This is a genomic window from Photorhabdus hindustanensis (assembly GCF_002968995.1).
GTDB classification, from domain to species: domain Bacteria; phylum Pseudomonadota; class Gammaproteobacteria; order Enterobacterales; family Enterobacteriaceae; genus Photorhabdus; species Photorhabdus akhurstii.
This window is the reverse complement of record NZ_PUWT01000012.1, coordinates 1-26,616: the sequence shown is the minus strand read 5'-3', so window position 1 is coordinate 26,616 and position 26,616 is coordinate 1. Positions and strand designations below refer to the sequence as shown.

The window sequence follows — 26,616 nt, the reverse complement described above, 5'->3', positions numbered from 1 at the left end:
TATGGTTGATGTAATCAGTACATTAGGAACATTTTTTCTTTTAGGATTGGGAGCTGCGGCTCCCGTTGGCCCTATAAATATCGAAATTATGCGTAGACACTTGAATATCAGTTGTCTTCACGCAGTAGTTTTTGGTTTAGGCGCCTGTTTTGCCGATATAATTTATTTGTTACTCTTAGGTTTTGGTATATTGCAATTGTTTTCCAATACTATTTTCATGCCTATTTTGGGTTTTTTAGGGGCATTAATGGTCATTTGGTTTGGTATTACCAGCTTCATAAATAAGAAAAATGAGGAAAATATCAATATCATCTCCAAACCCTATCATAGGCAATTTTTTGATGGTGTATTGTTAACACTATTAAATCCATATAATGTTATTTTCTGGCTGTCTGTCAGTGCACAACTGAACAATATTGCATCAGGTAAATATAGTTTAGCTATTGGTGCAACAGGGACAATTATTGGCGTTATTGTTTGGGTTGCCTTTATTAATACTGTGATATTCTTCTCCAGAAAAATGCTCAGTCACCGTGTTATCAAGTTTATTAATTACACCAGCGGTGTAATTCTCATTATGCTTGGAATTTATTTCTTTTCATATTCAATAACATTATTTAATCTGAAATTTTCTTAAGTCAGGAAATGCTATGCCTGAGGGTCGAATAACGTTTTTAATCAAACGAAATTTCGTGGAGATCCTTAGGCATAATTAAAATAACCACTCTGGTTTCATTACTTATTGTTAATTAAACGAGAAGGATTATATCAAGCGGTGGAACATCTTATCCGTACTGAACAGAGGGTACCGGAACGGTAAAGATTTTCGATACGCGCATTAAATTCAAGAACTACGGCAAGGATATTCTCAATTCTCTGCTCCCATTCCATTGTGTTATCCAATAAGGCGTTTACGTCATTAAAAAAATAATCAAACAAATTTAGTTGAAGTTGCTGTGACTTTGGCATATATTTTATGCAAAGGTTTTTTAAATTAATTCCCTTGTAGGGAGAACTTCAAGATGAATGCACCTGATATCAAAAAAGCACAACATGTAGCCTACGCTCAGCGTGTAAAAGAGCAGATGAATGGTCGTACAGTTCCACAACGTGTTATACAAAGACCTTCTTTAAGTGTGCCATCAGGTAGCTCCGTTGCCAGTATGGCTCCGAACTTCTGATTCTTTCTCCTGTACCGAACATGATATAACCAGCCAAGTGTTTATAATATTTAGCTCTTTTTTATGACTGTTGAACACATACCGCCTTCTGAGCAAATTTATTTGCTCAATCAAGAGTTAATCCAAAACGCTGATAGCTTAGCAGGGCCAGCAATCACTATTGGTGGTCAAGCTGTGCGCTACTGGGTAAATACATACCTTCATAAATACTCAAAAAATAATCTACCTAATGAAGTGTTCATAACTTCCGTTGATGTTGATTATGTAACAAAACGAAACAATGTTGAAAACATCGCCAGAGCATTCAACGTTGAACCTCATTATAACAACCCGCTTGATCTCCCATCTATTGCAATATGTCTTCTAACCGATAAGGACACAAAGACGATCAAAGAGCATGAAGGCCGGTTGTTCTCTAACCCTGATAATAATGATGAATGTAACCTTGTTGATATCATTGACCGGCCAGCAGGTTTTGAACACGACGATTTATCTGGTGACAAACTATACTTGAATACAGAACGTTTTATGATTAATGCAGAGCCAGGTTCTCATGAGCTCGTCCGTGTTTTGAATCCTATCGCTTGCATTCGATCTCGCCTTGCCAACATTGTGAATAAAGTCAAAGACAATATTGAGATCGAGAAAGAGCGCATCAGAAGCCTGATGATCCCTGTTTATTACTTCCTGTTGGAAAAACTTGAGCATGAAGATTTTCGAACAGCCAGAAAATATGTTGAAGACTTTGGTTATCTGCTACAAGGACGAGCCCGGCGTCACTGTCTTGTGAAGTATGGGATTGAACTCCATAAAGTTCTTGAATCACTCCAAGTTAATCTCTCTGAACACAGGGATGATTACGAGTTGCCGGATATGTTTCTTGATGAAGAGTTAAGGCGAATAGCTGATCATCATAAGAACCAATATTTTAGGCTAAGAGCTCACTTACAGTTAGCCTAATACACCTTACAAGAACGAACTCTCTATTGGTGGGCGGTTTCAGACCGCTATTTTTTAAAGCCCGGTTTACCATTTCTGGCTCGCCATTCTTTGATTTGTTTCACTATTTCTTCAGGAGAATCATCCTGACCAGGCGATGGATAAAAGAGTATATCAGTACCATCAGGATGTTCTGATAAGCGGATAAAATCTTGAACTGCAACACTAGCTTCGTCCTCAGTTGCATAATCTGCATTGCACACTTTTCTAGCAAATTCTAAAAACTCAGATTCTGTATAATCTTCTAACTTTTCTTTCAGTTTCATTTTATTCCTCCTCTATTTGAATGAATTTCAATATGTCTTTTTTGTGTTATTACACGAAGATTATCGAGATCGTAGACTTCATCTCCGTCTTTAATAAATTTAACATGATGGATTTCATATTTTTCTCGATTTCAAACGTGTTCTTGTTGTGGTGAATATGGAGAATAACTCTTTTTTAAAACGCTTTATTGTGTGAATCAAATTGCTTAGACAATTCCGGATCATTACCAACCACTTTCCAAAACGCCCTTCTGAAATCATCGAAGTTATTAAATGTCCTTCCTCGCAACTTATCCGCTATCTGACTGGGAATCAGTGCGCCCATATCTTGTCCTGCAAGACTTAACCAGTTACCCTCAACTTTTTGCCCTCGACCAGTGACCACTCCCGGTTGATTTCGAGGGGTATTAAACATCACATAGATCGGTTTAATGCCTAAATTGGCTGGAAATACCAGAATGTAATCGCGAAAATCCTTCTCTTCCTGTATGGGCAACGATTCAATATCGCTACCCACTTTATCCGGAATCGGTAATACCGTTATCTGAGACGAAATAAACGGCTGTTACTCATTCCCGGTATGCGGTGGAACCTTGAATTCCTGTTCGTTTGGTGTCCATAGAATCGTTGGCCGATTTTCTCCCGGTTCCCAAAACTCGTAATTACCGGTGGCCGGATTCAGTTTCATCATACGAACCGGCACTTTATCCAGGCCACTTTCCGGACTGGCATGATACCCCTGAACAGTTATCCCGCCGCTTCTTTCATCTCTTATCCAGCGAAAACGAACACGGGTCGGCGCTTTACCAAACTGTTCTGCAATTTCACTAAGATGATGCTGGTTTAAGTAATCTTCTTCGCCTTCATTTAACCCGGATGAATAAAACGGCCCCATTAGTCCGACTGTCAACGGATTTGGTACCGCCAGCCAACGCCCGGCGCTGGTGATACCGCCACCGATGTAACGCATCACCAACGCTTCACTATCCGCTATAGCGCCACGGGTAGTTGCAGCCACAGCGATAGCAGCAGCTTCCGCTTTATCTTTACTGCCGCTAAGCCACCGTTTATACCACGGTAATTTTTTATCCTGCGGTTTATCCGGTTTGGGCGGATGTTTGTTATCCTGCGGGGGCTGTTCAGATTTTGATACCGTTACCGGAACAGGAAATAACGGAACCTGATATATCGCCATCCTACCAACGTTATTTACCGGTTCAGTCTTGGTTTCGCATGCAAGTGATTTCTGAGGACACAGGACAGGGGACACAACGTCAGATTGACAGGATTATGGGGAAGGTTTTCTCAGTATAAAAGTTAGCTCTTTTTATATGAATCTTGATTAGATAAAAGTGCCGACCAAAAGGCCAGCACTTTATTATTGATCTAAAACAGCATCGAAACGCTGTTTAGAATAAGCAATAACTTGTTATCTTCAAACTTAATCGTAGATATTCACGCGATCACGCAACTCTTTGCCAGGTTTAAAATGGGGAACGTATTTACCTTCCAGCTCCACTTTATCACCGGTTTTAGGGTTACGACCTACGCGCGGAGCACGGTAGTGAAGAGAAAAACTGCCGAATCCGCGCACCTCTATACGTTCACCATCTGCCAATGTTATTGCCATATGGTCGAGTATTTCTTTCACTGCATCTTCAACGGTTTTGGCCGAAATATGAGATTGCTGGCCAGCAAGTCTTTCAATTAATTCAGACTTGGTCATGAGTACCTCCCTAAACTACCGCACTTGGATAACACTTACGTGTTATCCACCGTTATTCACTTGAATTATTCGCCTTTCGCTGCTTTGAAAGCTTCAGCCATTGCATTGTTTGCAAAATTTGCGTCTTCTTGTTTGTTCACAGAAGCGATAGCGTCTTTTTCGTCAGCTTCGTCTTTAGCGCGAACAGACAAGTTGATAACGCGGTTTTTGCGATCAACACCAGTATATTTAGCTTCAACTGCATCACCCACGTTCAGAACCAGCGTTGCATCTTCAACACGGTCACGAGAAGCTTCTGATGCACGCAGGTAACCTTCAACGCCGTCAGCCAGTTCTACTGTCGCACCTTTAGCATCAACTGCGGTAACTTTACCAGTAACAATAGCGCCTTTCTTGTTCACAGACAGGTAGTTATTGAATGGATCTTCTGCCAGTTGTTTAATGCCCAGAGAGATACGCTCACGCTCTGCATCTACTTGCAGAACAACAGCCGCGATTTCATCGCCTTTTTTGTATTCACGAACTGCTTCTTCTCCAGCAACGTTCCAGGAGATGTCAGACAGGTGAACTAGGCCATCAATGCCGCCATCCAGACCAATGAAGATACCGAAGTCAGTAATAGACTTGATCTTACCTTCAACACGGTCATTTTTGTTGTGAGTTTCAGCAAACAGCTGCCACGGGTTAGCTTTACACTGTTTCAGACCCAGGGAGATACGACGACGTTCTTCGTCGATATCCAGAACCATAACTTCCACAACGTCACCAACGTTAACCACTTTGGATGGGTGAATGTTTTTGTTGGTCCAGTCCATTTCTGAAACGTGTACCAGACCTTCAACGCCTTCTTCGATTTCTACGAAGCAGCCGTAATCAGTCAGGTTAGTTACGCGACCAGTCAGTTTAGTGCCTTCTGGATAACGCTTAGCGATTGCTACCCAAGGATCTTCGCCCAGTTGTTTCAGGCCCAGAGATACGCGGGTACGCTCACGGTCAAATTTCAGTACTTTAACTGCGATTTCGTCGCCCACATTGACGATTTCACTTGGATGCTTAACGCGTTTCCAAGCCATATCAGTAATGTGCAGCAAGCCATCAACGCCGCCCAAATCAACAAATGCGCCGTAGTCAGTGAGGTTTTTAACGATACCTTTAACTTCCATACCTTCTTGCAGGTTTTCCAGCAGTTGGTCACGTTCTGCGCTGTTTTCAGATTCGATAACAGCACGACGAGAAACCACGACATTGTTGCGTTTCTGATCCAGTTTGATGACTTTAAACTCAAGCTCTTTACCTTCCAGGTGAGTTGTATCACGAACTGGACGAACATCAACCAGAGAACCAGGCAGGAATGCACGGATACCGTTCAGTTCAACAGTAAAGCCGCCTTTCACTTTGCCGTTGATGATGCCGGTAACAGTTTCTGCATCTTCGTAAGCTTTTTCCAGCATCAGCCACGCTTCATGGCGTTTTGCTTTCTCACGAGACAGAACAGTTTCACCGAAACCATCTTCAACAGCGTCTAGAGCAACATCAATTTCATCACCAACCTGGATTTCCAGCTCACCCTGAACATTTTTAAACTGTTCTACAGGAATAGCGGATTCTGATTTCAGACCTGCATCAACTAATACAACGTCTTTATCAATAGCAACAACGATGCCGCGAACGATAGCACCTGGACGAGTTTCAATAGATAGCAGGGATTCTTCAAAGAGTTGAGCAAAAGATTCTGTCATGTTAATGATCTTCAAGATTTTAATTTAACGTCCATTTAGCTTCCCGCCGAATGGGGTTGTTTTACATGCCCCGCTACGATTCCTGTAACAGGGTTGTTTAGTTTGCGGAAAATTCTCTACCCGCGTCGCGTACCCAATTTTTAGTACATCGTCATCAATTATAAGCTAAAAACTTAAAATCGTTCAGGTAATTGAAAGAATTTTTTTCGCATAATTTAGCGCCCGGTCGATAACTTCCTCGATAGACATACTGGTTGAATCCAATATTAATGCATCTTCAGCCGGCGCTAATGGTGCAACTGTCCGGTTACGGTCACGGTAATCACGCTCCTGTATCTCGGACAAAAGACATTCAAAGTTAACACTAAAGCCTTTTTCCTGCAACTGTAGCATACGTCTGCGTGCGCGTTCTTCTGCGCTGGCATCAAGGAATATTTTCACCGGGGCATCAGAAAACACTACGGTTCCCATATCACGGCCATCGGCAATCAAGCCCGGTGCGACCCGAAAAGCACGTTGACGCCGTAACAAGGCTTCACGAACTCGTGGGAAAGCAGCCGCCTGCGAGGCAGTATTACCGACCGTTTCGGTGCGGATCTCATTACTGACATCCTCGCCCTCAAGCATTACACTGAGCTTCCCTTTGCCAGGGACAAAACGTACATCAAGATTAGCAGCCAGAGGAACTAACGCATCTTCAGACTGGATATCCACCTGATGATGAATCGCGGCCAGTGCCAACACTCGATAAATAGCGCCTGAATCAAGCAGTTGCCAGCCTAAAGCCTCTGCCAATGCCTGGCATAACGTTCCTTTACCTGCACCGCTTGGCCCATCAACAGTTATTACTGGGGCTATCGCCACCATTATTGTTCTCCTTTAGCATGGCAAGTTCACACTTCACCAGATGCTGAATATTTACTCAATAAAATAATCAATATCTGCCGTTTATTATATGCACTCATAGAGTGAACGAAATAAGCGCATGCCATGTAGATAGATTTTGCTCAAAGAAATACGCTTTATTGAATCATAATAATCGATAATTATGACTTTCGCTGGCTTAATCTCTCCAATTGATCGAAATAATCGGGAAAAGTCTTTGCTGTACAACCTGGATCGAGAATGGTAACCGACGTATCGGACAGCGCCACCAACGAGAAACACATCGCCATTCGGTGATCATTATAAGTGCCAATTTCAGCAGGTAATAATCTTGATGGCGGTGTGATGCGAATGTAATCAACCCCCTCTTCCACCTCTGCGCCGACTTTACGTAATTCAGTCGCCATCGCATGGAGCCGATCCGTCTCTTTTACCCGCCAGTTGTATATATTGCGAATGACGGTCTCCCCTGCCGCAAACAACGCCGTGGTTGCAATGGTCATAGCAGCATCAGGGATCTCATTCATATCCATATCAATGCCAGTAAGGGTGCCACGTTCACATTCAACAAAGTCATTACCCCAACGAATTTTCGCCCCCATTTTTTCCAGTACATTGGCAAATTTGGTATCCCCTTGCAGGCTATGTTTACCAATTCCGGTCACCCGTACAGTGCCGCCTTTAATTGCTGCGGCCGCCAGAAAATAGGAAGCAGAAGAAGCATCACCTTCAACCAAATAGTGACCAGGAGAAACGTATTGCTGTCGGCCTTTAATATGGAAAATCTGATATTGGTCGTGATTTACGCTAATACCAAAACTTTTCATTAATGCCAGAGTGATATCAATATAAGGTTTGGAAACTAATTCCCCTTGAATATGAATCTCAGAATCATTTTCTGCCAATGGCGCAGCCATCAGCAATGCGGTCAGAAATTGGCTGGAAACACGGCCATCTACCATTACTTTGCCGCCGATAAAGCCGCTTTTGATGTGTAGCGGCGGATAATTTTCCTGCTCCAGATAATCAATTTCCGCCCCCCCTTGACGCAAAGCATCCACCAGGTGACCAATCGGACGCTCTTTCATTCGGGGTTCACCAGTAAGAACAACGTCATTTTTGCTCAGGCACAACGCGGCGGTTAGGGGACGCATTGCCGTGCCGGCGTTACCCAAAAACAGTTCTACCGGCCCTTTATGGGTAATTAACCCACCAATACCATCAACTTCACAACAAGTACGATCATCAGATAAACGATAACTGACACCCAACGCAGCCAAAGCATTGAGCATATGGCGAATATCATCACTGTCTAACAAGTTAGTTAAGCAGGTAGTGCCTTTGGCGAAAGCCGCCAGTAATAGCGCACGGTTAGAAACACTTTTCGACCCTGGCAGGTTAATAGTTCCACTAATGGAGGAAATAGGTTGTAACATCAGGGATTGCATAAATAACAGGCTCTCCGATTCTCGATTATATTTAATTATAAGTGAGTCATTTTTACGTTCGAGGAAATATTTTTTTACCTTGAATAGACCGGGAACCATTGTTCCCGGTAATGGTTGGCAAATTAGCCGTTACGACGCTCAAAATCAGCCATAAAATCAACCAAAGCCTGAACCCCTTCTATCGGCATCGCATTATAAATAGAAGCACGCATACCGCCGGCAATCCGATGTCCTTTCAGTGCCTGCAACCCTTGTGCATCAGCCTCTGCCAGAAATTGGCTATCCAGTGAAGCATCAGCCATTTGGAACGGCACATTCATCAGGGAACGATTTTCAGGAGCAACCTGGTTGCGATAAAAATCACTGTTATCAATCGCGCTATAAAGCAGTTCAGCCTTAGCCTGATTACGTTTCGCCATCTCTTGTACCCCGCCTTGCTCTTTCAGCCATTTGAAGACCAATCCCGAGAGATACCAAGCAAACGTCGGCGGTGTGTTGAACATAGAGTCATTCTCCGCCAGAACAGCATAGTCAAAAATAGACGGGGTTTCTTTGCGGGCTTTGCCTAATAAATCTTCACGCACAATAACCAATGTGAGGCCCGCAGGACCAATATTCTTCTGCGCTCCCGCATAAATCATACCGTAACGGCTAACATCCAACGGCCCGGAAAGAATAGAAGAAGAGTAGTCGGCAATAATCACTTTATTATCATCAAAATCTGGCTGTTCATGAATGGCGATACCATCAATAGTTTCATTCGGGCAATAATGAACATAAGCCGCATCATCGCTCAATGACCATTCACGCATTGGTTTAACGCTTTTCAAGCCATTAATTTCGGTTTTGATATTAATCACATTCGGCGCACAATATTTTTGGGCTTCTTTAACTGCACATGCAGCCCAATAACCGCCATCAATATAATCGGCTTTAACATTATCACCCAGCAAGTTCATCGGAATAGCGGCAAATTGACCGCGGGCGCCGCCATGACAGAACAATACTTTATAGTTTTCAGGCACTGATAATAGATCTCGCAAATCATTTTCAGCCTCCTTTGCTACCGCGATAAACTCCTTACCGCGGTGACTGATCTCCATAATTGAAGTCCCAATACCATTCCAGTTGCATAGCTCCTGTTCAGCTCTACGCAATACTTCAATCGGTAACATAGCGGGACCTGAACTGAAATTATATACCTGATTCATTTACCTCACCTTATTCTGACGAAATAACAATGATTGATAGCAATAAATAATCTGATATATCGGTTGTACCATTCCCATTTCATTGCTGCAATGGTTATTCAAACGTTGAACAAAACTATCGCAAAAATAGCCAATAAACTAGTGCATTCAGCGCTATTACAGGTGAACTGCTTATTCTTTCTCTTTTTTATCCACAGCTGTGATGAGGAAGGAATAATGTAAATGGCGAATCGGGTAAAGCAATAAGGCCATGATTTTGGTAAAAATGCACTGCATTATCATCTTTTACGTCAACAATAAGAAAGATATTTTCGGAGGAAGAAATATTAGGACGCATTCCGCGCCCTATTGTTATCTCTGAATCACGAATCAATATTTCACAAACATCTGGTGAATTTTCACCGGATCATGCGTTTCAGTCAGCGCCAATTGTAAAAGTACTCTGGCCTTTTGCGGATTCAGACGTTCAGAAGCGACAAAGCCGTACTTACTATCATCCACTTCCGCATCCTGAGTAACATATCCTACCGGTACACGGCTTGATCTGACGACCACAACCCCATCTTTAGCCGCTTGGGCCAAGGTATCGAAAATCGCCTTGTACATATTACCGTTGCCCACACCAGCGCTGACAATGCCTTGGTAACCATCTTTCAGCAGAGCTTTCGCCGGCAGATCAGACGCATTGGCGTAGTTATAAACAATGCCTACTTTCGGCAATTTATCGAGTTTACTGACATCAAAAATAGCCTGATTGGCTCTCGGTTTAGCGTCAGCATAATAATTGACTTTGCCATTATGAACAAAGCCCTCAGCACCGGCATTAATTGGCTGGAATGCCTGAACTTCGGTGGTGCTCATTTTCACCACAGTGCGCCCACTGATAACCGCATCATTCATTGCCATTAATACACCACGCTTGGCTGATGCTTGATCACCGGCAACCACCACAGCGTTATACAGATTTAACGGGCCATCGGCGCCAAGCGCCGTAGATGGGCGCATCGCGCCAACCATGACTATCGGCTTCTGGCAGTGGGTAGTTAGATCGAGGAAGTAAGCGGTTTCTTCCATCGTGTCAGTACCGTGGGTGATAACAAAACCATCGGTTTTGTCACAATCAGCGTTGATTCTTTTCGCTAGCGTCAACCACACCTGATCATTCATATCCTGCGAACCAATACTAACTACCTGCTCACCTTTTAGGTTGGCGATATTTTTGATCTCAGGAACAGCATTGACTAATTCATCAATAGCAACCCTTCCAGCAACATAATTGGATTGGATTGCAGACTTCCCGCCACCCGCAATAGTCCCCCCCGTCGCCAAAAGTGTAATATTTGGTAAAGCAAAAGCAGAACCACTAATTAATGCCAATAAACTGGCTAAAGCTGTGTGTTTCATCTTTTTCATGCTTCTTCCTTAATAAAAAATATCCTGTTAGATTATGGATGATGATAACAATAAATCTGTGATACATACCAGACTTTAGCTACTGAAAAAAAACTCGTATGATGAGCGCCCCATAACGAGCACTCATAAGTGAATACCATGACGCAAACCTTTATTCCCGGCAAAGACGCCGCACTGGAAGACTCAATCAACTGTTTTCAGCAAAAACTGCAACACCTTGGTTTTAATATCGAAGAAGCTTCATGGCTGAATCCGGTTCCCAATGTCTGGTCAGTTCATATCCGCGACCGCGATTGTCCTCTCTGTTTTACCAATGGCAAAGGTGCCAGCAAGAAAGCCGCTTTAGCTTCTGCTTTAGGGGAGTATTTTGAACGCCTGTCAACCAACTATTTTTTTGCTGACTTCTATTTAGGAGAAGCTATCGCTAGCGGTGATTTTGTCCATTATCCCAATGAAAAATGGTTTGCTTTACCGGACGATGATTCCTTACCAGAAGGCATTCTGGATGACCGGTTACGTAAATTTTATGATCCTGAGAATGACTTATGCGCAAGTCAGTTAGTTGATTTGCAATCAGATAATGAAGAGCGTGGTATCTGCTCACTACCGTTTACTCGTCAATCTGATCATCATACCGTCTATATTCCGATGAATATTATTGGCAATCTTTATGTTTCCAATGGTATGTCAGCCGGTAATACTATGAATGAAGCCAGAGTTCAGGGACTATCTGAAGTTTTTGAACGTTATGTGAAGAATCGTATTATCGCCGAAGGCATCAGCCTGCCAGAAATTCCCCAGGAAGTGATGAATCGTTATCCTGGTGTTGTTGCCGCGGTTAACAAATTACAGGATGAAGGTTTCCCACTCTATTGTTATGACGCCTCCCTCGGTGGGCAATTCCCGGTTATTTGTGTAGTGCTGTTTAATCCTAATAACGGAACCTGTTTCGCCTCTTTTGGCGCGCATCCTGAATTTGGTGTGGCACTGGAACGTACTGTTACCGAATTATTACAGGGCCGCAGTTTGAAAGATCTGGATGTGTTTAATGCACCCACTTTCGATAATGAAGAAGTGGCAGAACATACCAATCTGGAGACTCACTTTATTGATTCAAGCGGTTTAATCAGTTGGGATTTGTTTAAACAAGATGCTGATTATGCGTTCACTGACTGGAATTTCAGCGGCACGACCGAAGAAGAGTTCGCCACTTTGATGGCAATCTTCAAACAATTGGATGCCGAAGTTTATATCGCTGACTATGAGCACCTCGGTGTTTATGCCTGCCGTATTCTGGTTCCGGGGATGTCTGATATTTATCCTGTGGAAGATTTACATCTTGCTAATAACACGATGGGAATCCATCTGCGAGAAACTTTATTAGCATTACCGGATAGCCAATGGCAAGCCAAAGAATATCTGGCACTAATTGAGCAATTAGATGAAGAAGGTTTAGATGATTTTACCCGTATCCGTGAATTGCTTGGTATTGCGGTGGGTAAAAATAATGGCTGGAGCAATTTACGTATTGGTGAATTGAAATCCATGTTAGCACTGGCTGGCGGTGATTTAGAACAGGCTTTAATTTGGGTAGAATGGACCCAAGATTTTAATGCCTCAGTCTTTACCACCGAACGCGCTAATTATTATCGCTGTTTGCAAACACTGCTTTTACTTGCTCTGGAAGCGGATAAAGCGCCTGCACAATATTATCAAGCATTCGTAAAAATGTACGGGCAAGATGCTGTTGAAGCAGCATCAGCAGCTATTTCTGGTGAACAATGTTTTTATGGCCTGTGGCCAGTCGATTCAGATTTAAAATCACTGCCCGCTCATCAGGCTTTATTAGCCGCTTATGAGAAGCTGCAAAAAGCAAAACGCAATTTCTGGAACGAAAAATAAAATTGTAGAAAAGATAATTCATAATTAAAAGTAAAATTCAGGTTAAATTAAATTTATTTTCAACAACAAATAAACAACTATTTAGCCTGTAATTTTACTTATCAAACGCCTTACCAATAGGTTAAATAAAAAAAATATCATAATTTTTAAAATTTTTTTATTTCATCAAAATCAATCAATTAATTGGAATTTCAACCATTTTCATTCCCCAAAACCGAGTCTACTGTCAGGGGATTATGATCTATATCAATTTTCCTTCTTCAAGCCTTTGTTACTATCGTTACGTACCGTAACTTATTAATGATAAAGAGAATGTTGGTATGAAAGCTGACAACCCCTTTAACCTATTACCACCTGCGGTAATGACACAAATCGCCAATGACATTGGTGTTTATAAAACGACTAAACCTGTCGCCATTACTTATCTGTCAGCAATAACTGCCGGGGTTTTTATTTCCATTGCATTTGTCTTTTATATTACCGCGACTACAGGAACCACATCTGTCCCTTATGGATTAGCTAAATTAGTTGGCGGTATCTGTTTCTCTCTTGGATTAATGTTAGTTGTCGTGTGTGGCGCAGACTTATTTACTTCCACTGTGCTAACGATTATTTCCAAAGCGACCGGGCGTATAACCTGGCATCAAATGATTAAAAACTGGGTTGACGTTTATCTCGGTAATTTAATTGGCGCGTTATTTTTTGTCGCCATTATCTGGTTTGCCGGTCAATATCGTATTGCCGACGGATTATGGGGCTTGAATGCCTTGCAAACAGCAAATCATAAAATGCATCATTCTTTTATTGAAGCGCTATTTTTAGGTATTCTTGCCAATTTAATGGTTTGTCTCGCTGTTTGGATGAGTTATGCCGGACGTAGTTTAATTGACAAAATATTTGCCATGATTTTGCCAGTAAGCATGTTTGTTGCCAGCGGCTTTGAGCACAGTATTGCGAATATGTTTTTAATCCCGCTTGGTATTATTATTAAGCATTTCGCACCAACTGAATTCTGGATTAATGTGGGTGCGACACCTGAACAATTTTCTCAACTCACCATTTCACACTTTATTACTGACAATTTAATTCCGGTCACTATTGGTAACATTATCGGCGGCGCCGTTTTGATGGGTTTAACTTACTGGTCAATTTATTTGCGTAATGGGCAAAAACATTAATTCGCTCCCTTATTTAGTTTCTCAAAAGTTCGATTATTATAAAGGTAGAAGTATCATGATTGAATTAAATAAAAAATTCTCTGTCGCATGGCAAGGTTTTAATCAGGGAAATTGGCAGAATGAAGTCAACGTTCGTGACTTCATCCAAAAAAACTATATTCCATACGAGGGTGATGAATCTTTCCTAGCAGGTTCGACAAAGGCGACCGATACCTTATGGGAAAAAGTCATGGAAGGTATCAAAATCGAAAACCGCACTCACGCACCGGTTGATTTTGATACTGATGTTGCTGCTACTATTACCTCCCACGATGCAGGTTACATCGAAAAAGATCTGGAAACTATTGTTGGCCTGCAAACGGAAGCCCCATTAAAACGTGCGTTGATCCCATTTGGCGGCATCAAAATGGTGGAAGGCTCATGTAAAGTTTATGGTCGTGAACTCGATCCTAAATTGAAACAGATTTTCACCGAATACCGCAAAACGCATAATCAGGGTGTTTTCGACGTTTACACGCCAGATATTCTGAAATGCCGAAAATCCGGGGTTCTGACCGGTCTACCTGATGCCTATGGCCGCGGTCGCATTATTGGGGATTACCGTCGCGTTGCAGTATACGGCATCGATTTCTTGCGTGAAGATAAATTAGCTCAGTTCAATTCATTGCAGGAAAAACTGGAAAACGGTGAAGATCTGGCAATGGCTATTCAATTGCGTGAAGAGATCGCTGAACAGCACCGTGCTCTGGGCCAGATTAAAGAGATGGCGGCTAAATATGGCTATGATATTTCTGGCCCCGCCACTGACGCTAAGGAAGCGATACAGTGGACCTATTTCGCTTACCTGGCGGCGGTTAAATCTCAAAATGGCGCCGCGATGTCTTTTGGTCGCGTATCCAGTTTCCTGGATATTTACATTGAACGGGATCTGCAAGCAGGTAAGTTGACAGAAATTGAAGCACAGGAATTGATCGACCATCTGGTGATGAAACTACGTATGGTGCGTTTCCTGCGTACCCCTGAATATGACGAACTATTCTCCGGCGACCCAATCTGGGCAACAGAATCGCTGGCAGGTATGGGATTGGATGGCCGCACACTGGTGACTAAAAACAGCTTCCGTTTCCTGAATACCCTATACACGATGGGCCCATCACCAGAACCTAACATGACCATCCTGTGGTCCGAAAAACTGCCGATAAATTTCAAAAAATTCGCGGCAAAAGTGTCTATCGATACCTCATCTTTACAATATGAAAACGATGATCTGATGCGCCCCGACTTCAACAACGATGATTACGCTATCGCTTGTTGTGTCAGCCCGATGATTGTGGGTAAACAGATGCAGTTCTTCGGCGCCCGCGCGAATCTGGCAAAAACTATGCTGTACGCTATTAACGGCGGTGTGGATGAAAAACTGAAAATGCAGGTTGGCCCGAAAGAAGAACCTATGAAAGATGCGGTGCTGGATTACGATAAAGTGATGGCCCGCATGGACCACTTTATGGATTGGCTGGCAAAACAGTATGTTACCGCATTAAACATCATTCACTATATGCATGATAAATATAGCTATGAATCTGCACTGATGGCGCTGCACGACCGTGATGTTTACCGTACTATGGCCTGTGGCATTGCCGGTCTGTCTGTCGCCTCTGACTCGTTGTCTGCCATCAAATATGCCAAAGTGACACCAATCCGCGATGAAAATGGTTTAGCCGTTGACTTCAAGATTGAAGGTGAATATCCACAATTTGGCAACAACGATTCACGCGTCGATGATATTGCTTGTGATCTGGTTGAACGTTTCATGAAAAAAATCCAGAAACTGAATACTTATCGCAACGCGGTACCGACACAATCCGTTCTGACCATCACTTCTAACGTGGTCTATGGCAAGAAAACCGGCAACACCCCTGACGGGCGTCGTGCCGGCGCGCCATTTGGGCCCGGTGCCAATCCAATGCATGGTCGCGATCAAAAAGGCGCCGTCGCCTCTTTAACCTCTGTGGCCAAACTGCCCTTCGCCTATGCGAAAGACGGTATCTCTTACACTTTCTCTATCGTACCGAACGCGTTAGGAAAAGATGATGAAACACGCAAAACTAATTTAGCAGGTTTACTGGATGGTTATTTCCACCATGAAGCTGAAATTGAAGGTGGTCAACATCTGAACGTCAATGTGATGAACCGTGACATGCTGCTCGATGCGATGGAAGATCCTGAAAAATATCCTCAACTCACCATCCGGGTATCGGGTTATGCCGTGCGCTTCAACTCATTGACTAAAGAGCAACAACAGGATGTGATCACCCGTACCTTCACCCAATCTATGTAATAATTTGTTAACAAAGGCCCTGAATTCTGGGGCCTCTATTCGTTTTTCCTGCCAGTTTTGGAGCAAACCTGTTATGTCGGTACTTGGTCGTATCCACTCTTTCGAATCCTGTGGCACTGTTGATGGCCCCGGTATTCGGTTTATTGTTTTCTTTCAGGGCTGCCTGATGCGCTGCCTCTATTGCCATAACCGCGACACATGGGATACCCACGGCGGCAAAGACGTGACTGTTGAAGAGTTGATAAAAGAAGCGACAACCTATCGTCACTTTATGAACGCTTCCGGTGGAGGGGTTACTGCATCGGGTGGAGAAGCCATTCTTCAAGCTGAATTTGTACGTGACTGGTTCCAAGCCTGTCGTGCCGAAGGTATTCATACTTGTCTTGATACTAATGGATTTGTCCGCCGCTATGGTCCGGTTATTGATGAATTGATGGATGCAACCGATCTCGTGATGCTCGATTTGAAGCAACTTAATGATGAGATCCATCAGAAATTAGTTGGTGTTTCAAATCATCGCACCTTGGAGTTTGCCCGTTATCTAGCTAAACGTAACCAGAAAACCTGGATCCGCTACGTTGTGGTTCCAGGTTGGTCTGATGATAATGAATCAGTTCATAAGCTAGGTGAATTTACCAAGGATATGAAAAATATTGAAAAAATCGAGCTTCTGCCTTATCACGAACTCGGTAAACATAAATGGATTACTATGGGCGAGAAATATCAATTAGAAGGAGTGAAACCACCTGCAAAAGAGACAATGGAGAGAGTTAAAAATATTTTAAAAAGTTATGGTCATAAGGTTGTGTATTAACTAAATTATTTAATTTCCATCTATAAAATGACGTTTAAAAACAGAAGGAAAAACCGTCTTAAATATCGAACCCTAGCTTGCCAAGATCAAACCGCATGCACAAGTGGATATGGTATTTGGGATGAAAGGGTTTATTAAAAATGGACTTCAAATTAAGCAAAGATCGTAATAGAAGCAGTGAATATTATTCAACAATGAGTGGTCTTGCAGCTAGGTTGGTAAATGAGTCAGCATTATCTTCAGCAAAATTTATTAAAGATAATATTTTAAGAATGAAATTTCAGAATGAAGTCAAATCATTCACTCATCACCAAATTGAAATTATTAATAGCTCATCATCCGACTCATTAAAACAGCAAAAGGTCGCCTCAGAAGATAAAGCTAATCACCCCGCTCTTTCATTCCAGAAGTGACATTTTAAAGTTGCAATAACACCTTCATAATATCAATGGTTTTTAATCATTGCATTATGTGACAAATTCCCCGATATCAGAGTTTGTAAATTTTGATACCTTACAACAAATTGAGGTTTTGACGAAACAGAACGAGTCCGGTTTCAGCTTCGCTGGACAAACGTAAAGGTCCCTTATATAGCCATCATCCTGAATAAGAACAAAAATGCCGATCTTGAATATCGGCATTTTGCTGTGAAAGAAAAGATTAATTTAATGCTTTAACGCTTCAATTTTATCCCGGCTCAGCCCGGTACTGGTGACAATAATGTCCAAACTCACGCCATGCCGTAATAAGGCACAAGCCGTTTCCAGTTTACCTTCCTCCCTACCTTCCTCCCTACCTTCAACTCGGCCTTCAACTCGACCTTCAGCTCTGCCCTCAACTCGGCCCTCAGCTCGACCTTCCTTTCTACCTTCTGTTCGACCTTCCATTCGACCTTCCATTCGGCCTTGCTCGCGCCCTTTTTGTTCAAGCTGTTCTGCAATAGTCATCAACATCGTTTCATGCTCCGGAGATTGTTGTTCCAGTCTGGCCTGTTTCAGCTTCACCGAGCAAACGTAAAAGTCCTCTGTATAGCCATCATCCTGAATAAGAACAAAAATGCCGATCTTGAATATCGGCATTTTGCTGCGAAAGAGAAGATTAGTTTAATGCTTTAACGCTTCAATTTTATCCCGGCTCAGCCCGGTACTGGTGACAATAATGTCCAAACTCACGCCATGCCGTAATAAGGCACAAGCCGTTTCCAGTTTACCTTCCTCCCTACCTTCAACTCGGCCTTCAACTCGACCTTCAACTCGACCTTCAGCTCTGCCCTCAACTCGGCCCTCAGCTCGACCTTCCTTTCTACCTTCAGCTCGGCCTTCTGTTCGACCTTCTGTTCGACCCTGCTCGCGCCCTTTTTGTTCAAGCTGTTCTGCAATAGTCATCAACATCGTTTCATGCTCCGGAGATTGTTCAATCAGTTGATAGACAAATTGGGAGAGATCCAGCGTATGTCCATTCAGTAAAATATAGCGTAATACCACATTGCGCTGCTCAGTTGTATTATACCCTCCATTCAGGAGTTCCACCAATTGGGGGACCCATTCCAGCATGTCCCGGCAGCGGATGTGTTTTTGCACCAGCTCCATCAGGGCAACCCCTTTATGCGTCAGGATCTCTTCATCGCTGAGCGCACTGACGTCCACCAACGGAAACGCCTGACGGTATAAGCGGGCAGCCTGTTCAGGGAGCGTAAAACAATCAAAACATTAATTTATAGACAAATAATTACATCACACTTTTCTTAAATAAGAAAAATACATCCGGAAAATAAATAAAGAGATTAGTATCTGCATTGAAGAAAATTTATAATGAATTTTTCTAATAATCCTATGTCCTAAAACACGCTAAAAAAGTATCCTTACAAGTAAAAATAAACCTTGACTTATAATTTCAACTGTATACTTTTAGTACATAACGCTATGTTAAACTAAATTTCAAAGAAACAGGTTACTCATTATGGATGCTTTAGATGAATTTTACGAAAGAAATCCTTCGGCTAGAGGATACTTGGATAACAGTACCAATGAAGAAAGAAAACTCCTAAAAATTCAAATGGATAAACAAAATGAGTTGATGATGCTTATGAACCGAGTTGCCGATAAATATGTAAAATGGAGTCTGGCCAAAGACCATTTTATCGGTGAAGTCATGGCTTATTGCCAAGAAAACACATCAAAGATAAATACCGGGGAGATCTCAATCTCTGAAGCAATAGCTTTATTAGACGAAGAAATCCGATCATTAGAAGAGCAAGATTCAATGCTTTCTCAAAAGAATGTAAGGCAAGCCATTGTTGTAAAGAAAAAGATAAACAGTGAAAATGCTAAAAGTAGGAATAATGAGACAGTTAATTTGATTGTCTCATGGGTTGGATTTGTATCTGGCAGTATACAACTCATTGGTGGATTTCTTGCTATTGATAGCGGTGTTGGAGCAGCACTTGGAGCACCATTGATGGCTCATGGCTTCAATAATATTGTTGAAAGTGGTTATTATATCCTTTATCGCGAAAGCTATACTGGGCCAGTTAAATTCATCTATGAAGGGGTTGGAGAAAAAGCTTTTGGAATGGATAAACGCGATGCTGATGTGGTATATACATCGGTTGATGTTGGTATGTCTATTAATGGTTTTTTTGGTTATAAGCTTGAACCAGACAATCAAAGATTATATCGGTATATAAATGCTGATCTGCTTATTGGCTTAAAACGACGAGGTATAGAAACGATGAATTACAAAGAGATAGCTTTAGAGATTTTCGGTGACGCAAATACCATTTTTGGGCAATATAGATCATATTGAAGGAAGATATAGAATGATAGACTATTTATATATTATTTTTTCTTTACTTGCACTCTATCCATTATATTGTGCTTTTAAGAAATTTTTAATTCCCTATGATGTTTACATTAACCTTTTAGCTATATTACTTATGATGGCGTCTAATATTTTTCATCTAAATGTTGCCTATACTGGTCAAATTCCATTTCTTAGTGTATCCACATCAGATAATGATTTTATGCTATACACTTCTTTTATACTATCTTTCTTGTGTACCATTACATTTATGATCGCATGCGGCAAACATTATAGGAAAAACAAATGGTAATTTTGCAAATAGAATAAACTCACCCTAAATTAATGATTTATTCATCAGATATATTAAGGATGTAAATAATAATTCATTTTTATGCTTTATTTGATAATGGTGATTTAAACACTATATAAATAAGATTTCAAAATAGTGCTACATCTTATACCACTCATAATTCTATGTATAACAATGGGTTGAAGAAGGCTATGTGTAGCATAATTACGAAACGTTATTTATGGTCAGGCGAGGAGTTATTGATGAATTTGGTTTATGTTTCATTATCCTTAATTCTTCTATTCCCTGTTTATTTCTGCATAAAAAGACTATTGATGTCATCTAATTTTTATCCCCATTTTTACGCAATAATATTACCATTGGTCTTTTCAGCATTTCATCTTTATGTTTTTAATTTCGATTCAATACCTTTTTTTTAATGTGGATATCACTGACAATGACTTTTTACATTGTTACTCTTTAGCTTTAGGTTATTTAAGCTTCGTTCCTTATATAATAGTGATACGAGTTGTTATCAAACTTTATCCTCTATATTTTACTTTTAAAAAGCTGTTAATGTCTTATGATGTCTATGTTAACTTTTCAGCAGCACTGCTTTTGATAGCATTTATTGCGTTTCATTTATATGCCTTTCATTTCGACTATATTCTGTTTTTTTTATGTATCTACTTTAGATGATGACTTTGTGTTTTATAGTTCTATTATACTGGCTATATTGTGTAGTATTACATGTATGATTGCACATGATAGAAGTAGAAAGAAGTTGTAATTGTTGAAAGTTAAATATAATCTTTAAGCTTATGGTGATGCAGATACTATTTAAATCATATTGAAGGAAGATATAGAATGGTAGGCTATTTATATGTTATTTTTTCATTACTTGCACTCTATCCACTATATTGTGCTTTTAAGAAACTTTTAACTCCCTATGATGTTTACATTAATTTTTCATCCGTATTGCTTATGATAGCATCCAATCTTTTCCATATACATGTTTTCTATACCAATCAAATTCCATTTCTGGGTGTGTCAATATCAAATAATGACTTTATGATTTATACTTCTTTTACACTATCTTGGTTATGTACTATTATATTTATGATCGCACACAGCAGGCACTATAGGAAAAACAAATGGTAATTTTGCCGGTAAAATAACACTATTTTACCGGCAAATAAATTAATAAACGCGATCATCCCAAATACTATAAGCACTTGTCCCTGCTATATGATGAGTCCATGTGATACTCTTATAACGTAAAGATATCGTTTCCTGCGGCTGTGCGCCAGCATGTGTTATCGAATGGGGGTGATAAACAGCTAAATCAACTATCGTCGCCTCAATTACCTTTATAGTGTAATATAACTCCTGAATCCCGAATTGACTCGCTCTGTAAATATCAAAGATACCGTCCAATACTTCATTTTCTGACATCGCTATTCCCAAAAGCGGTGACGATTTATCAATAGGTTTTTTAAATGTTATGGGATGGTGCTTGGCATGCTGATCCCAAGTTAAAGAATGATTAAGATTATATATGAATATCTGGTCTGTATGATCTAATTGGCCTTTATTTCCTATTGAATCTATCGATGAACAACCTGCCGATATCAATCCCTGCTTACGGCCCTTTAAGGTTAAATAGATTAAGTCTGACATATGTATTCCTTCTTAGCGTTAAAATGCCAACTACTAACTATTAGTAGGGATTTCCATTCTACAGAAAAAAACACCCAATGGAATTAAAATTATTCCGATCATATGGGTTAGAAGTTAATTAAATTCAGCCATCAGTTAACATTGAAACACTTTATTACAATTATTATCAATTTGATACAATTAAAAACAATTAGCAACAATTTGTAGGAAATTATTTATATTTTCTGGTCGTCACTTATATTTAATACTTGTTGAATAATGGAATTAATATAATATGTTTACCTAATCTCTCAATCTGACTGCATCTTCCGAGATGCCGCCAAAAAAGCGATTTAAAATATTATGAATCAACAAACTTAATTGGAAAATTATATGGACAACCAAAATCTAAACTCAAACTCCAACGTTATACCTGACGACAGTCAGGAAATATTTATTCCTGATGGTCAGTCCCTCAGTAGCACAGAAGGTGTGAAGTGGATTGGTCAAGCATGGCAACTCACCAAGGATAAATGGGGCATGTGGATACTACTCTATATTATCTATTCTATATGTATAGCTGGTTTCGTACTTATTCCTTTTATTGGAATATTTGCCGGGCTTTTGAACCCAGTATTTATTGGCGGTATAATTGCTGTGTGCGAAAAACAGAGAACTACCGGAGAATTCGAACTGGGGCTGTTATTCAACGGATTCCAGAAAAACTTTGCGTCACTGCTCGGCGTTGGCGCTTTAACGTTTGGTATCATACTCCTCGGTGTTATCGCACTGTTTATGGGCGGTGGTAGTGCCGTGCTTCATATCCTACTAGCCGTTCAACATGGTGAAATCTCAGCCGAAGTGCTTAAAAATGGCCTATCCTCATTACTTCTTAGTCTCTTTATTCTGATGGTTTTCTTAATTGTGAATGCCGCATTGACTTGGTTTGCGCCAGCACTAATTGTCATCCACAATCTGAAATTTGATGCTGCCATATCAATGAGTTTAGCCGCAGTGAGAAAGAATCTATTACCCGGTTTATTATTCTTTATCACCTCCGCGATCATCTTCATAATCTCGATAATGACTTTTGGTTTAGGTTTTCTCATCTCTATACCAATACTTTTAGTTAGTTATTATTCCTCTTATCGCAGCATTTTTATCGGTAAGGAGAAATCATCAACATTTTAATCGGCTAAAAGATATTTAGGTTGGCAAGCCTCGCTATTTAAAACGAGGTTTGTTTTTTTATGATGGGAAAACTCCTGCCATTTTTCCCTCTTAACCCCGTTTGATTGCCATTATAGGTTGAATTTTTACCGCAAAGCATAAACCATTTAAGGATTATTTAAAACGAGTAAAAAAATCCGAAGTTATACTGATATTGGAAGAAAAAACGTCAAGAAAAATGAAGTCTAAATTGATTAACAACGTGGGAAAATGACAAATCACCGCATTAAGTAAACTTGCCGAAACAAAAGATTTTACATAGCCGTAATACGTTTTCAAAAAATCAGATAAATCATTAAAAGAAGCCGAAAAATCCTTAGATTAACTAGACTAACATCAAAACATAAAAAAATTTAAAAAGATTAAAAGCCATTAAAGAAATAAGCATTGATTTTAATACCATTAATGCCAGATTTTAAAAAAGTACAGGCGCTAAAAACAGCTTATTCCCCGTCGTGTTTAATGCATTTATCGACGATTTTATCCTCCCGATCATTTTACATTTATTTAAACTGCCATAACCATTTAAAAGCACGAACACAGAGAGATTAAGGTTTTTATGTGGCAGGAATATTTAACTATAGTGCAATTTTTTATAAAAGCAATTAATTACACTTAATCGAAATCTATTAACCATTAATAGAGAACTGAAAAGAAATCAGCATGTAAAGGAATATTACCCAAATAGATTGATATTAAGGTGTTTTCTCGCCATTATTTTATGCAGCAAACCATAAAAATAACCTAATAAAAAATGGATAAAACGGTTAATGTGTCGGGATTTAAGCCCTGAAAAAGAAAAGGATTATTCGAGAAAACATAAAGGTATATCTTTATATCATCGTGCTATTTACTGGTTGATTTATCAAGATAAGATAAAGGTAAAACAGAGCCAGTAAAGATAAAAAAAGTATGATTAATGTTGATTAAACGTAAAATACGATATTTCATAATGATTAAACTTAATGAAAAGCAGATGTTAAAAGTGGTAAAAAATGGTTAAAACCTTATGCCAATTAAAACCTAAAGTTAAAACAATAGTTTTTAATAACAGTATAAAACCTTCTTTTGGTAAAGTTTATCAGTGAAAACAACAACTTTTTTATTAATACTTATATAACCAATAAGATAATGATATGAATAGGTTAATCAAACAATCTGTTTTCCCAAAGGGGATGATTTTAATAGCGTTTTCAACTACAAGAGTAAATTTTTTCATAACCAATTAAATAATCGATGATGAAAAATCGGCATTGAAATATTAATTAAGCTCTATGAAAGAAGATACAATATATTACAAAGGTGGCTTAGTTATTTAAGTAATGGTAAAACCATTAGTTCAAGTTAAAAAATAAACAAATAGAGAATTACTGCTTATAAATCTACCACTTTATTGGCTAATTACTCCTATTTAGTACTTGTTGGTTAATAAAATTAATATAATATACTTACCAGCTTTTTACGTCCGACCGTGACTTTCAAAGTACAGACAGAAAAAGCAATTTAATAAATTACAAATCGATAATTAAATTGGAAAATACATGGATAATAAGAATCTAGATTTTAATTCCAACACTATATCCAACAATCAGGAGGTATTTATTCCTGGCGGTCAGTACCTCAATAGCGGCGAAGGCATAAAATGGATTGGTCAATCATGGTGGCTCGTCAGAAATAAGTTAAGTATGTGGATACTACTCGGTATTATTTATTGCATCATTACAATAGCTATCCAATTTATTCCTTTCCTTGGGATACTTTATGGAATTTTTAGTTCAGTATTTCTTGGCGGTATTATTACCATGTGTGAAAAACAAAGAACGACTGGACAATTCAAACTAGGATTGTTATTCAGCGGATTTCAGAAAAACTTTGCATCACTGCTTGGCGTTGGTGCTTTATCGTTTGGCATTATGTTCCTTGGCATTATCACAATGCTTATTATCAGCGGCAGTACAATGGATCAGATATTGTTAGATAGCCAAGATGGTGAAATTCCTGTTGATATATTCGAAAATGATCTCTCTTCATTATACCTTGGTGCTTTTGTTCTGATTATTTTTAACATTTTTGGTACTGCTTTAACCTGGTTTGCACCAGCATTAATCGTTATTCATAATTTGAAATTTGGTGCTGCCGTGTCAATGAGCCTGGAAGCTGTGGAAAAAAACCTACTGCCCGGTTTGTTATTCTTCATCACCTTGACAGTCATTTTCATAATCTCGGTAATGACTTTGGGTTTAGGTTTTCTAATCTCTATACCGGTATTTATTGTTAGCTATTATTCCTCCTACCTCAGCATTTTTATCAATACGAATGAATCATCCACATTTTAATTATCTAAAAAACACATCTACTATTTGCTGAAAGTAATCACTTTATTTTCAGCAAATCATAACGAAGACAAAAAAGCGCTATTTAACCTTGAAATCATTGAGAAACCCTACTATTTCAAACAAAGTTTGTTTTTTTATGATGAGAAAACTCCTGCCATTTTCCCGATTAAACCTGATTTATTTACACTTTCACCCCAGAACATAAAGCAAATGCTTTTTAGCACTCTTTTCACAAAAAACAGGTAAAAGCGTTAACCATGAAAGGTAAAAAACAGTGATTAAGGATTTTTTAAAATGGATAAAAAATCCGATACTATATTGATATCAAAAGAGAAAGCATCAGGAAAACGGGATTTAAACTGGTTAACAAAGTGGTAAAACGTCAGGTAACTACATTAAGAAAACTTGTTTAAACAAAATATTTTGCACGGTTATAAGAATTTTTTAAAAACCATAACCTTAATGCATTTATCAGCGATTTTTACATTTAACTAACCTACCATGATCATTTAAAAGCACAAACATAAAGGGGTTAAAACTCTTATATAAAAAGCTGATTTAATTAAATACACGAATCCTGTTACTCACAGCATTATTATGTAATATTTATTATGCAAAACCGCCATATCTTAAATACTCAACATTAAACTTAATACAAGGCAGGTATCAAGCGTGGTAAAAACAACCGTTAAAACCTTATACCGATTAAAATCAGGAGTTAAAACAATGGTTTCTAATAACAGGTTTAAAATCAGTCTATAATAAAGCTATCGGTGAAAAATGAAAAACAAAAATTGAATTTATTAATGCTTATATCCCATGAAGAAGGATCATCAGGATGTAAATAGGTTAATCATTCCCAAAACAACCGAATTTAATGATGTTTTCAACCACAAGAGCAAATTTTTTTATAAACCAGTTAAATAATCTATGATGGAAAATCGGCATTAAAATATAAATATTAATGGCGGATTCGACTAATAAGCGCAATTTTTCAGAAAGGCGGTCAGTTGCTATAGTAGGCATCTTTCCCGCCACAGGAGAATGCGCTATGGCCTATACACAACTGACCGAGACAGAAAGATATCAGATTTCCAGTTTAAAAACAGCGGGTTTTTCACAGCTTTTCATTGCTGAGTCACTTAAGCGAAGTCCGTCGACCATCAGCAGAGAATTGAAGAGAAATCAAGAAGTTCAAAC

General features: G+C 39.6%; 22 protein-coding genes and 3 pseudogenes. 12 read left to right on the top strand and 13 right to left on the bottom strand.

Features of this window, described 5'->3' with window-relative positions:
• Position 1: 1 nt before the first annotated feature.
• On the top strand, positions 2 to 637 hold the full coding sequence (locus C6H66_RS05100; RefSeq protein WP_036806793.1) for a LysE family translocator: 636 nt from the start codon (positions 2 to 4) through the stop codon (positions 635 to 637).
• 131 nt (positions 638 to 768) lie between these two features.
• Here C6H66_RS05100 and C6H66_RS25570 read toward each other — a convergent pair whose 3' ends face one another.
• Positions 769 to 969 (bottom strand): hypothetical protein, encoded by a 201-nt coding sequence (locus C6H66_RS25570; RefSeq protein ID WP_046396719.1) that lies wholly within the window; start codon positions 967 to 969, stop codon positions 769 to 771.
• Positions 970 to 1,022: 53 nt separating this feature from the next.
• Between C6H66_RS25570 and C6H66_RS25820 the strand changes: the two genes are divergently transcribed.
• Entirely contained in the window at positions 1,023 to 1,181 is a 159-nt protein-coding gene (locus tag C6H66_RS25820) for a hypothetical protein (protein ID WP_160297025.1), read from the top strand.
• A gap of 63 nt (positions 1,182 to 1,244) precedes the next feature.
• Positions 1,245 to 2,141, top strand: a complete 897-nt coding sequence (locus C6H66_RS05095; protein ID WP_105394973.1) for a hypothetical protein — start codon at positions 1,245 to 1,247, stop codon at positions 2,139 to 2,141.
• 47 nt (positions 2,142 to 2,188) lie between these two features.
• Here C6H66_RS05095 and C6H66_RS05090 read toward each other — a convergent pair whose 3' ends face one another.
• From C6H66_RS05090 to ansB, 8 genes and pseudogenes are all read right to left on the bottom strand, one after another.
• Positions 2,189 to 2,446: a bacteriocin immunity protein gene (locus C6H66_RS05090; RefSeq protein ID WP_105394972.1), complete on the bottom strand. Its 258-nt coding sequence runs from the start codon at positions 2,444 to 2,446 to the stop codon at positions 2,189 to 2,191.
• Positions 2,443 to 3,674, bottom strand: a pseudogene (locus C6H66_RS27400) (S-type pyocin domain-containing protein); the annotation flags it as partial. The gene C6H66_RS05090 and the pseudogene C6H66_RS27400, both read right to left, overlap by 4 nt.
• Before the next feature lie 213 nt (positions 3,675 to 3,887).
• Entirely contained in the window at positions 3,888 to 4,172 is a 285-nt protein-coding gene (gene ihfB / locus C6H66_RS05075; protein ID WP_011145915.1) for an integration host factor subunit beta, read from the bottom strand.
• Between the two features lie 65 nt (positions 4,173 to 4,237).
• Positions 4,238 to 5,911, bottom strand: coding sequence for a 30S ribosomal protein S1 (rpsA, locus tag C6H66_RS05070; protein WP_011145914.1), 1,674 nt, complete (start codon positions 5,909 to 5,911; stop codon positions 4,238 to 4,240).
• Positions 5,912 to 6,094: 183 nt separating this feature from the next.
• A complete protein-coding gene (cmk, locus tag C6H66_RS05065; RefSeq protein ID WP_046396721.1) occupies positions 6,095 to 6,778 on the bottom strand; it encodes a (d)CMP kinase in 684 nt (227 codons plus the stop codon).
• Positions 6,779 to 6,957: 179 nt separating this feature from the next.
• Complete coding sequence (gene aroA, locus C6H66_RS05060) at positions 6,958 to 8,244, bottom strand: 3-phosphoshikimate 1-carboxyvinyltransferase (protein WP_105394971.1); 1,287 nt, start codon at positions 8,242 to 8,244, stop codon at positions 6,958 to 6,960.
• 122 nt (positions 8,245 to 8,366) lie between these two features.
• The gene (gene serC, locus C6H66_RS05055) at positions 8,367 to 9,455 is read right to left on the bottom strand and encodes a 3-phosphoserine/phosphohydroxythreonine transaminase (protein WP_036781176.1); all 1,089 of its coding nucleotides are present in this window, start codon (positions 9,453 to 9,455) and stop codon (positions 8,367 to 8,369) included.
• A gap of 369 nt (positions 9,456 to 9,824) precedes the next feature.
• Positions 9,825 to 10,868: an L-asparaginase 2 gene (ansB, locus tag C6H66_RS05045; protein ID WP_105394970.1), complete on the bottom strand. Its 1,044-nt coding sequence runs from the start codon at positions 10,866 to 10,868 to the stop codon at positions 9,825 to 9,827.
• A 138-nt stretch (positions 10,869 to 11,006) separates the two neighbouring features.
• Here ansB and ycaO point away from each other — a divergent pair, with 138 nt between their 5' ends.
• From ycaO to C6H66_RS05020, 5 genes are all read left to right on the top strand, one after another.
• Positions 11,007 to 12,770, top strand: coding sequence for a 30S ribosomal protein S12 methylthiotransferase accessory factor YcaO (gene ycaO, locus C6H66_RS05040; protein WP_105394969.1), 1,764 nt, complete (start codon positions 11,007 to 11,009; stop codon positions 12,768 to 12,770).
• A gap of 320 nt (positions 12,771 to 13,090) precedes the next feature.
• Entirely contained in the window at positions 13,091 to 13,948 is an 858-nt protein-coding gene (focA, locus tag C6H66_RS05035; RefSeq protein WP_105394968.1) for a formate transporter FocA, read from the top strand.
• 55 nt (positions 13,949 to 14,003) lie between these two features.
• Positions 14,004 to 16,286 (top strand): formate C-acetyltransferase, encoded by a 2,283-nt coding sequence (gene pflB / locus C6H66_RS05030; protein WP_105394967.1) that lies wholly within the window; start codon positions 14,004 to 14,006, stop codon positions 16,284 to 16,286.
• Between the two features lie 73 nt (positions 16,287 to 16,359).
• Positions 16,360 to 17,100: a pyruvate formate lyase 1-activating protein gene (gene pflA / locus C6H66_RS05025; RefSeq protein WP_046396726.1), complete on the top strand. Its 741-nt coding sequence runs from the start codon at positions 16,360 to 16,362 to the stop codon at positions 17,098 to 17,100.
• A gap of 140 nt (positions 17,101 to 17,240) precedes the next feature.
• The gene (locus tag C6H66_RS05020; protein ID WP_046396727.1) at positions 17,241 to 17,513 is read left to right on the top strand and encodes a hypothetical protein; all 273 of its coding nucleotides are present in this window, start codon (positions 17,241 to 17,243) and stop codon (positions 17,511 to 17,513) included.
• A gap of 252 nt (positions 17,514 to 17,765) precedes the next feature.
• Here C6H66_RS05020 and C6H66_RS25805 read toward each other — a convergent pair.
• Both C6H66_RS25805 and C6H66_RS05010 read right to left on the bottom strand, forming a co-directional pair.
• Positions 17,766 to 18,086 (bottom strand): annotated as a pseudogene (locus C6H66_RS25805) (ISNCY family transposase); the annotation flags it as partial.
• Between the two features lie 117 nt (positions 18,087 to 18,203).
• Positions 18,204 to 18,803 (bottom strand): annotated as a pseudogene (locus tag C6H66_RS05010) (Rpn family recombination-promoting nuclease/putative transposase); the annotation flags it as partial.
• 256 nt (positions 18,804 to 19,059) lie between these two features.
• On the opposite strand from C6H66_RS05010, the gene C6H66_RS05005 reads away from it, so the two are divergent.
• Complete coding sequence (locus C6H66_RS05005; protein ID WP_105394966.1) at positions 19,060 to 19,905, top strand: DUF4225 domain-containing protein; 846 nt, start codon at positions 19,060 to 19,062, stop codon at positions 19,903 to 19,905.
• 1,486 nt (positions 19,906 to 21,391) lie between these two features.
• On the opposite strand, the gene C6H66_RS04995 is transcribed toward C6H66_RS05005, so the two are convergent.
• The gene (locus C6H66_RS04995) at positions 21,392 to 21,871 is read right to left on the bottom strand and encodes an Hcp family type VI secretion system effector (RefSeq protein WP_105394964.1); all 480 of its coding nucleotides are present in this window, start codon (positions 21,869 to 21,871) and stop codon (positions 21,392 to 21,394) included.
• A gap of 372 nt (positions 21,872 to 22,243) precedes the next feature.
• On the opposite strand from C6H66_RS04995, the gene C6H66_RS04990 reads away from it, so the two are divergent.
• Both C6H66_RS04990 and C6H66_RS04985 read left to right on the top strand, forming a co-directional pair.
• Positions 22,244 to 23,041 carry a BPSS1780 family membrane protein gene (locus tag C6H66_RS04990; protein WP_248000609.1) on the top strand — a complete coding sequence of 266 codons (798 nt, stop codon included), beginning with the start codon at positions 22,244 to 22,246 and terminating at the stop codon, positions 23,039 to 23,041.
• A 1,580-nt stretch (positions 23,042 to 24,621) separates the two neighbouring features.
• A complete protein-coding gene (locus C6H66_RS04985; RefSeq protein ID WP_105394962.1) occupies positions 24,622 to 25,416 on the top strand; it encodes a BPSS1780 family membrane protein in 795 nt (264 codons plus the stop codon).
• An 849-nt stretch (positions 25,417 to 26,265) separates the two neighbouring features.
• Here the strand turns inward: C6H66_RS04985 and C6H66_RS25800 are convergent.
• Complete coding sequence (locus C6H66_RS25800) at positions 26,266 to 26,442, bottom strand: hypothetical protein (protein ID WP_181150147.1); 177 nt, start codon at positions 26,440 to 26,442, stop codon at positions 26,266 to 26,268.
• A gap of 25 nt (positions 26,443 to 26,467) precedes the next feature.
• Here C6H66_RS25800 and C6H66_RS04980 point away from each other — a divergent pair.
• On the top strand, positions 26,468 to 26,616 hold a 149-nt coding region (locus C6H66_RS04980), incomplete at its 3' end, for a helix-turn-helix domain-containing protein (protein WP_146111022.1).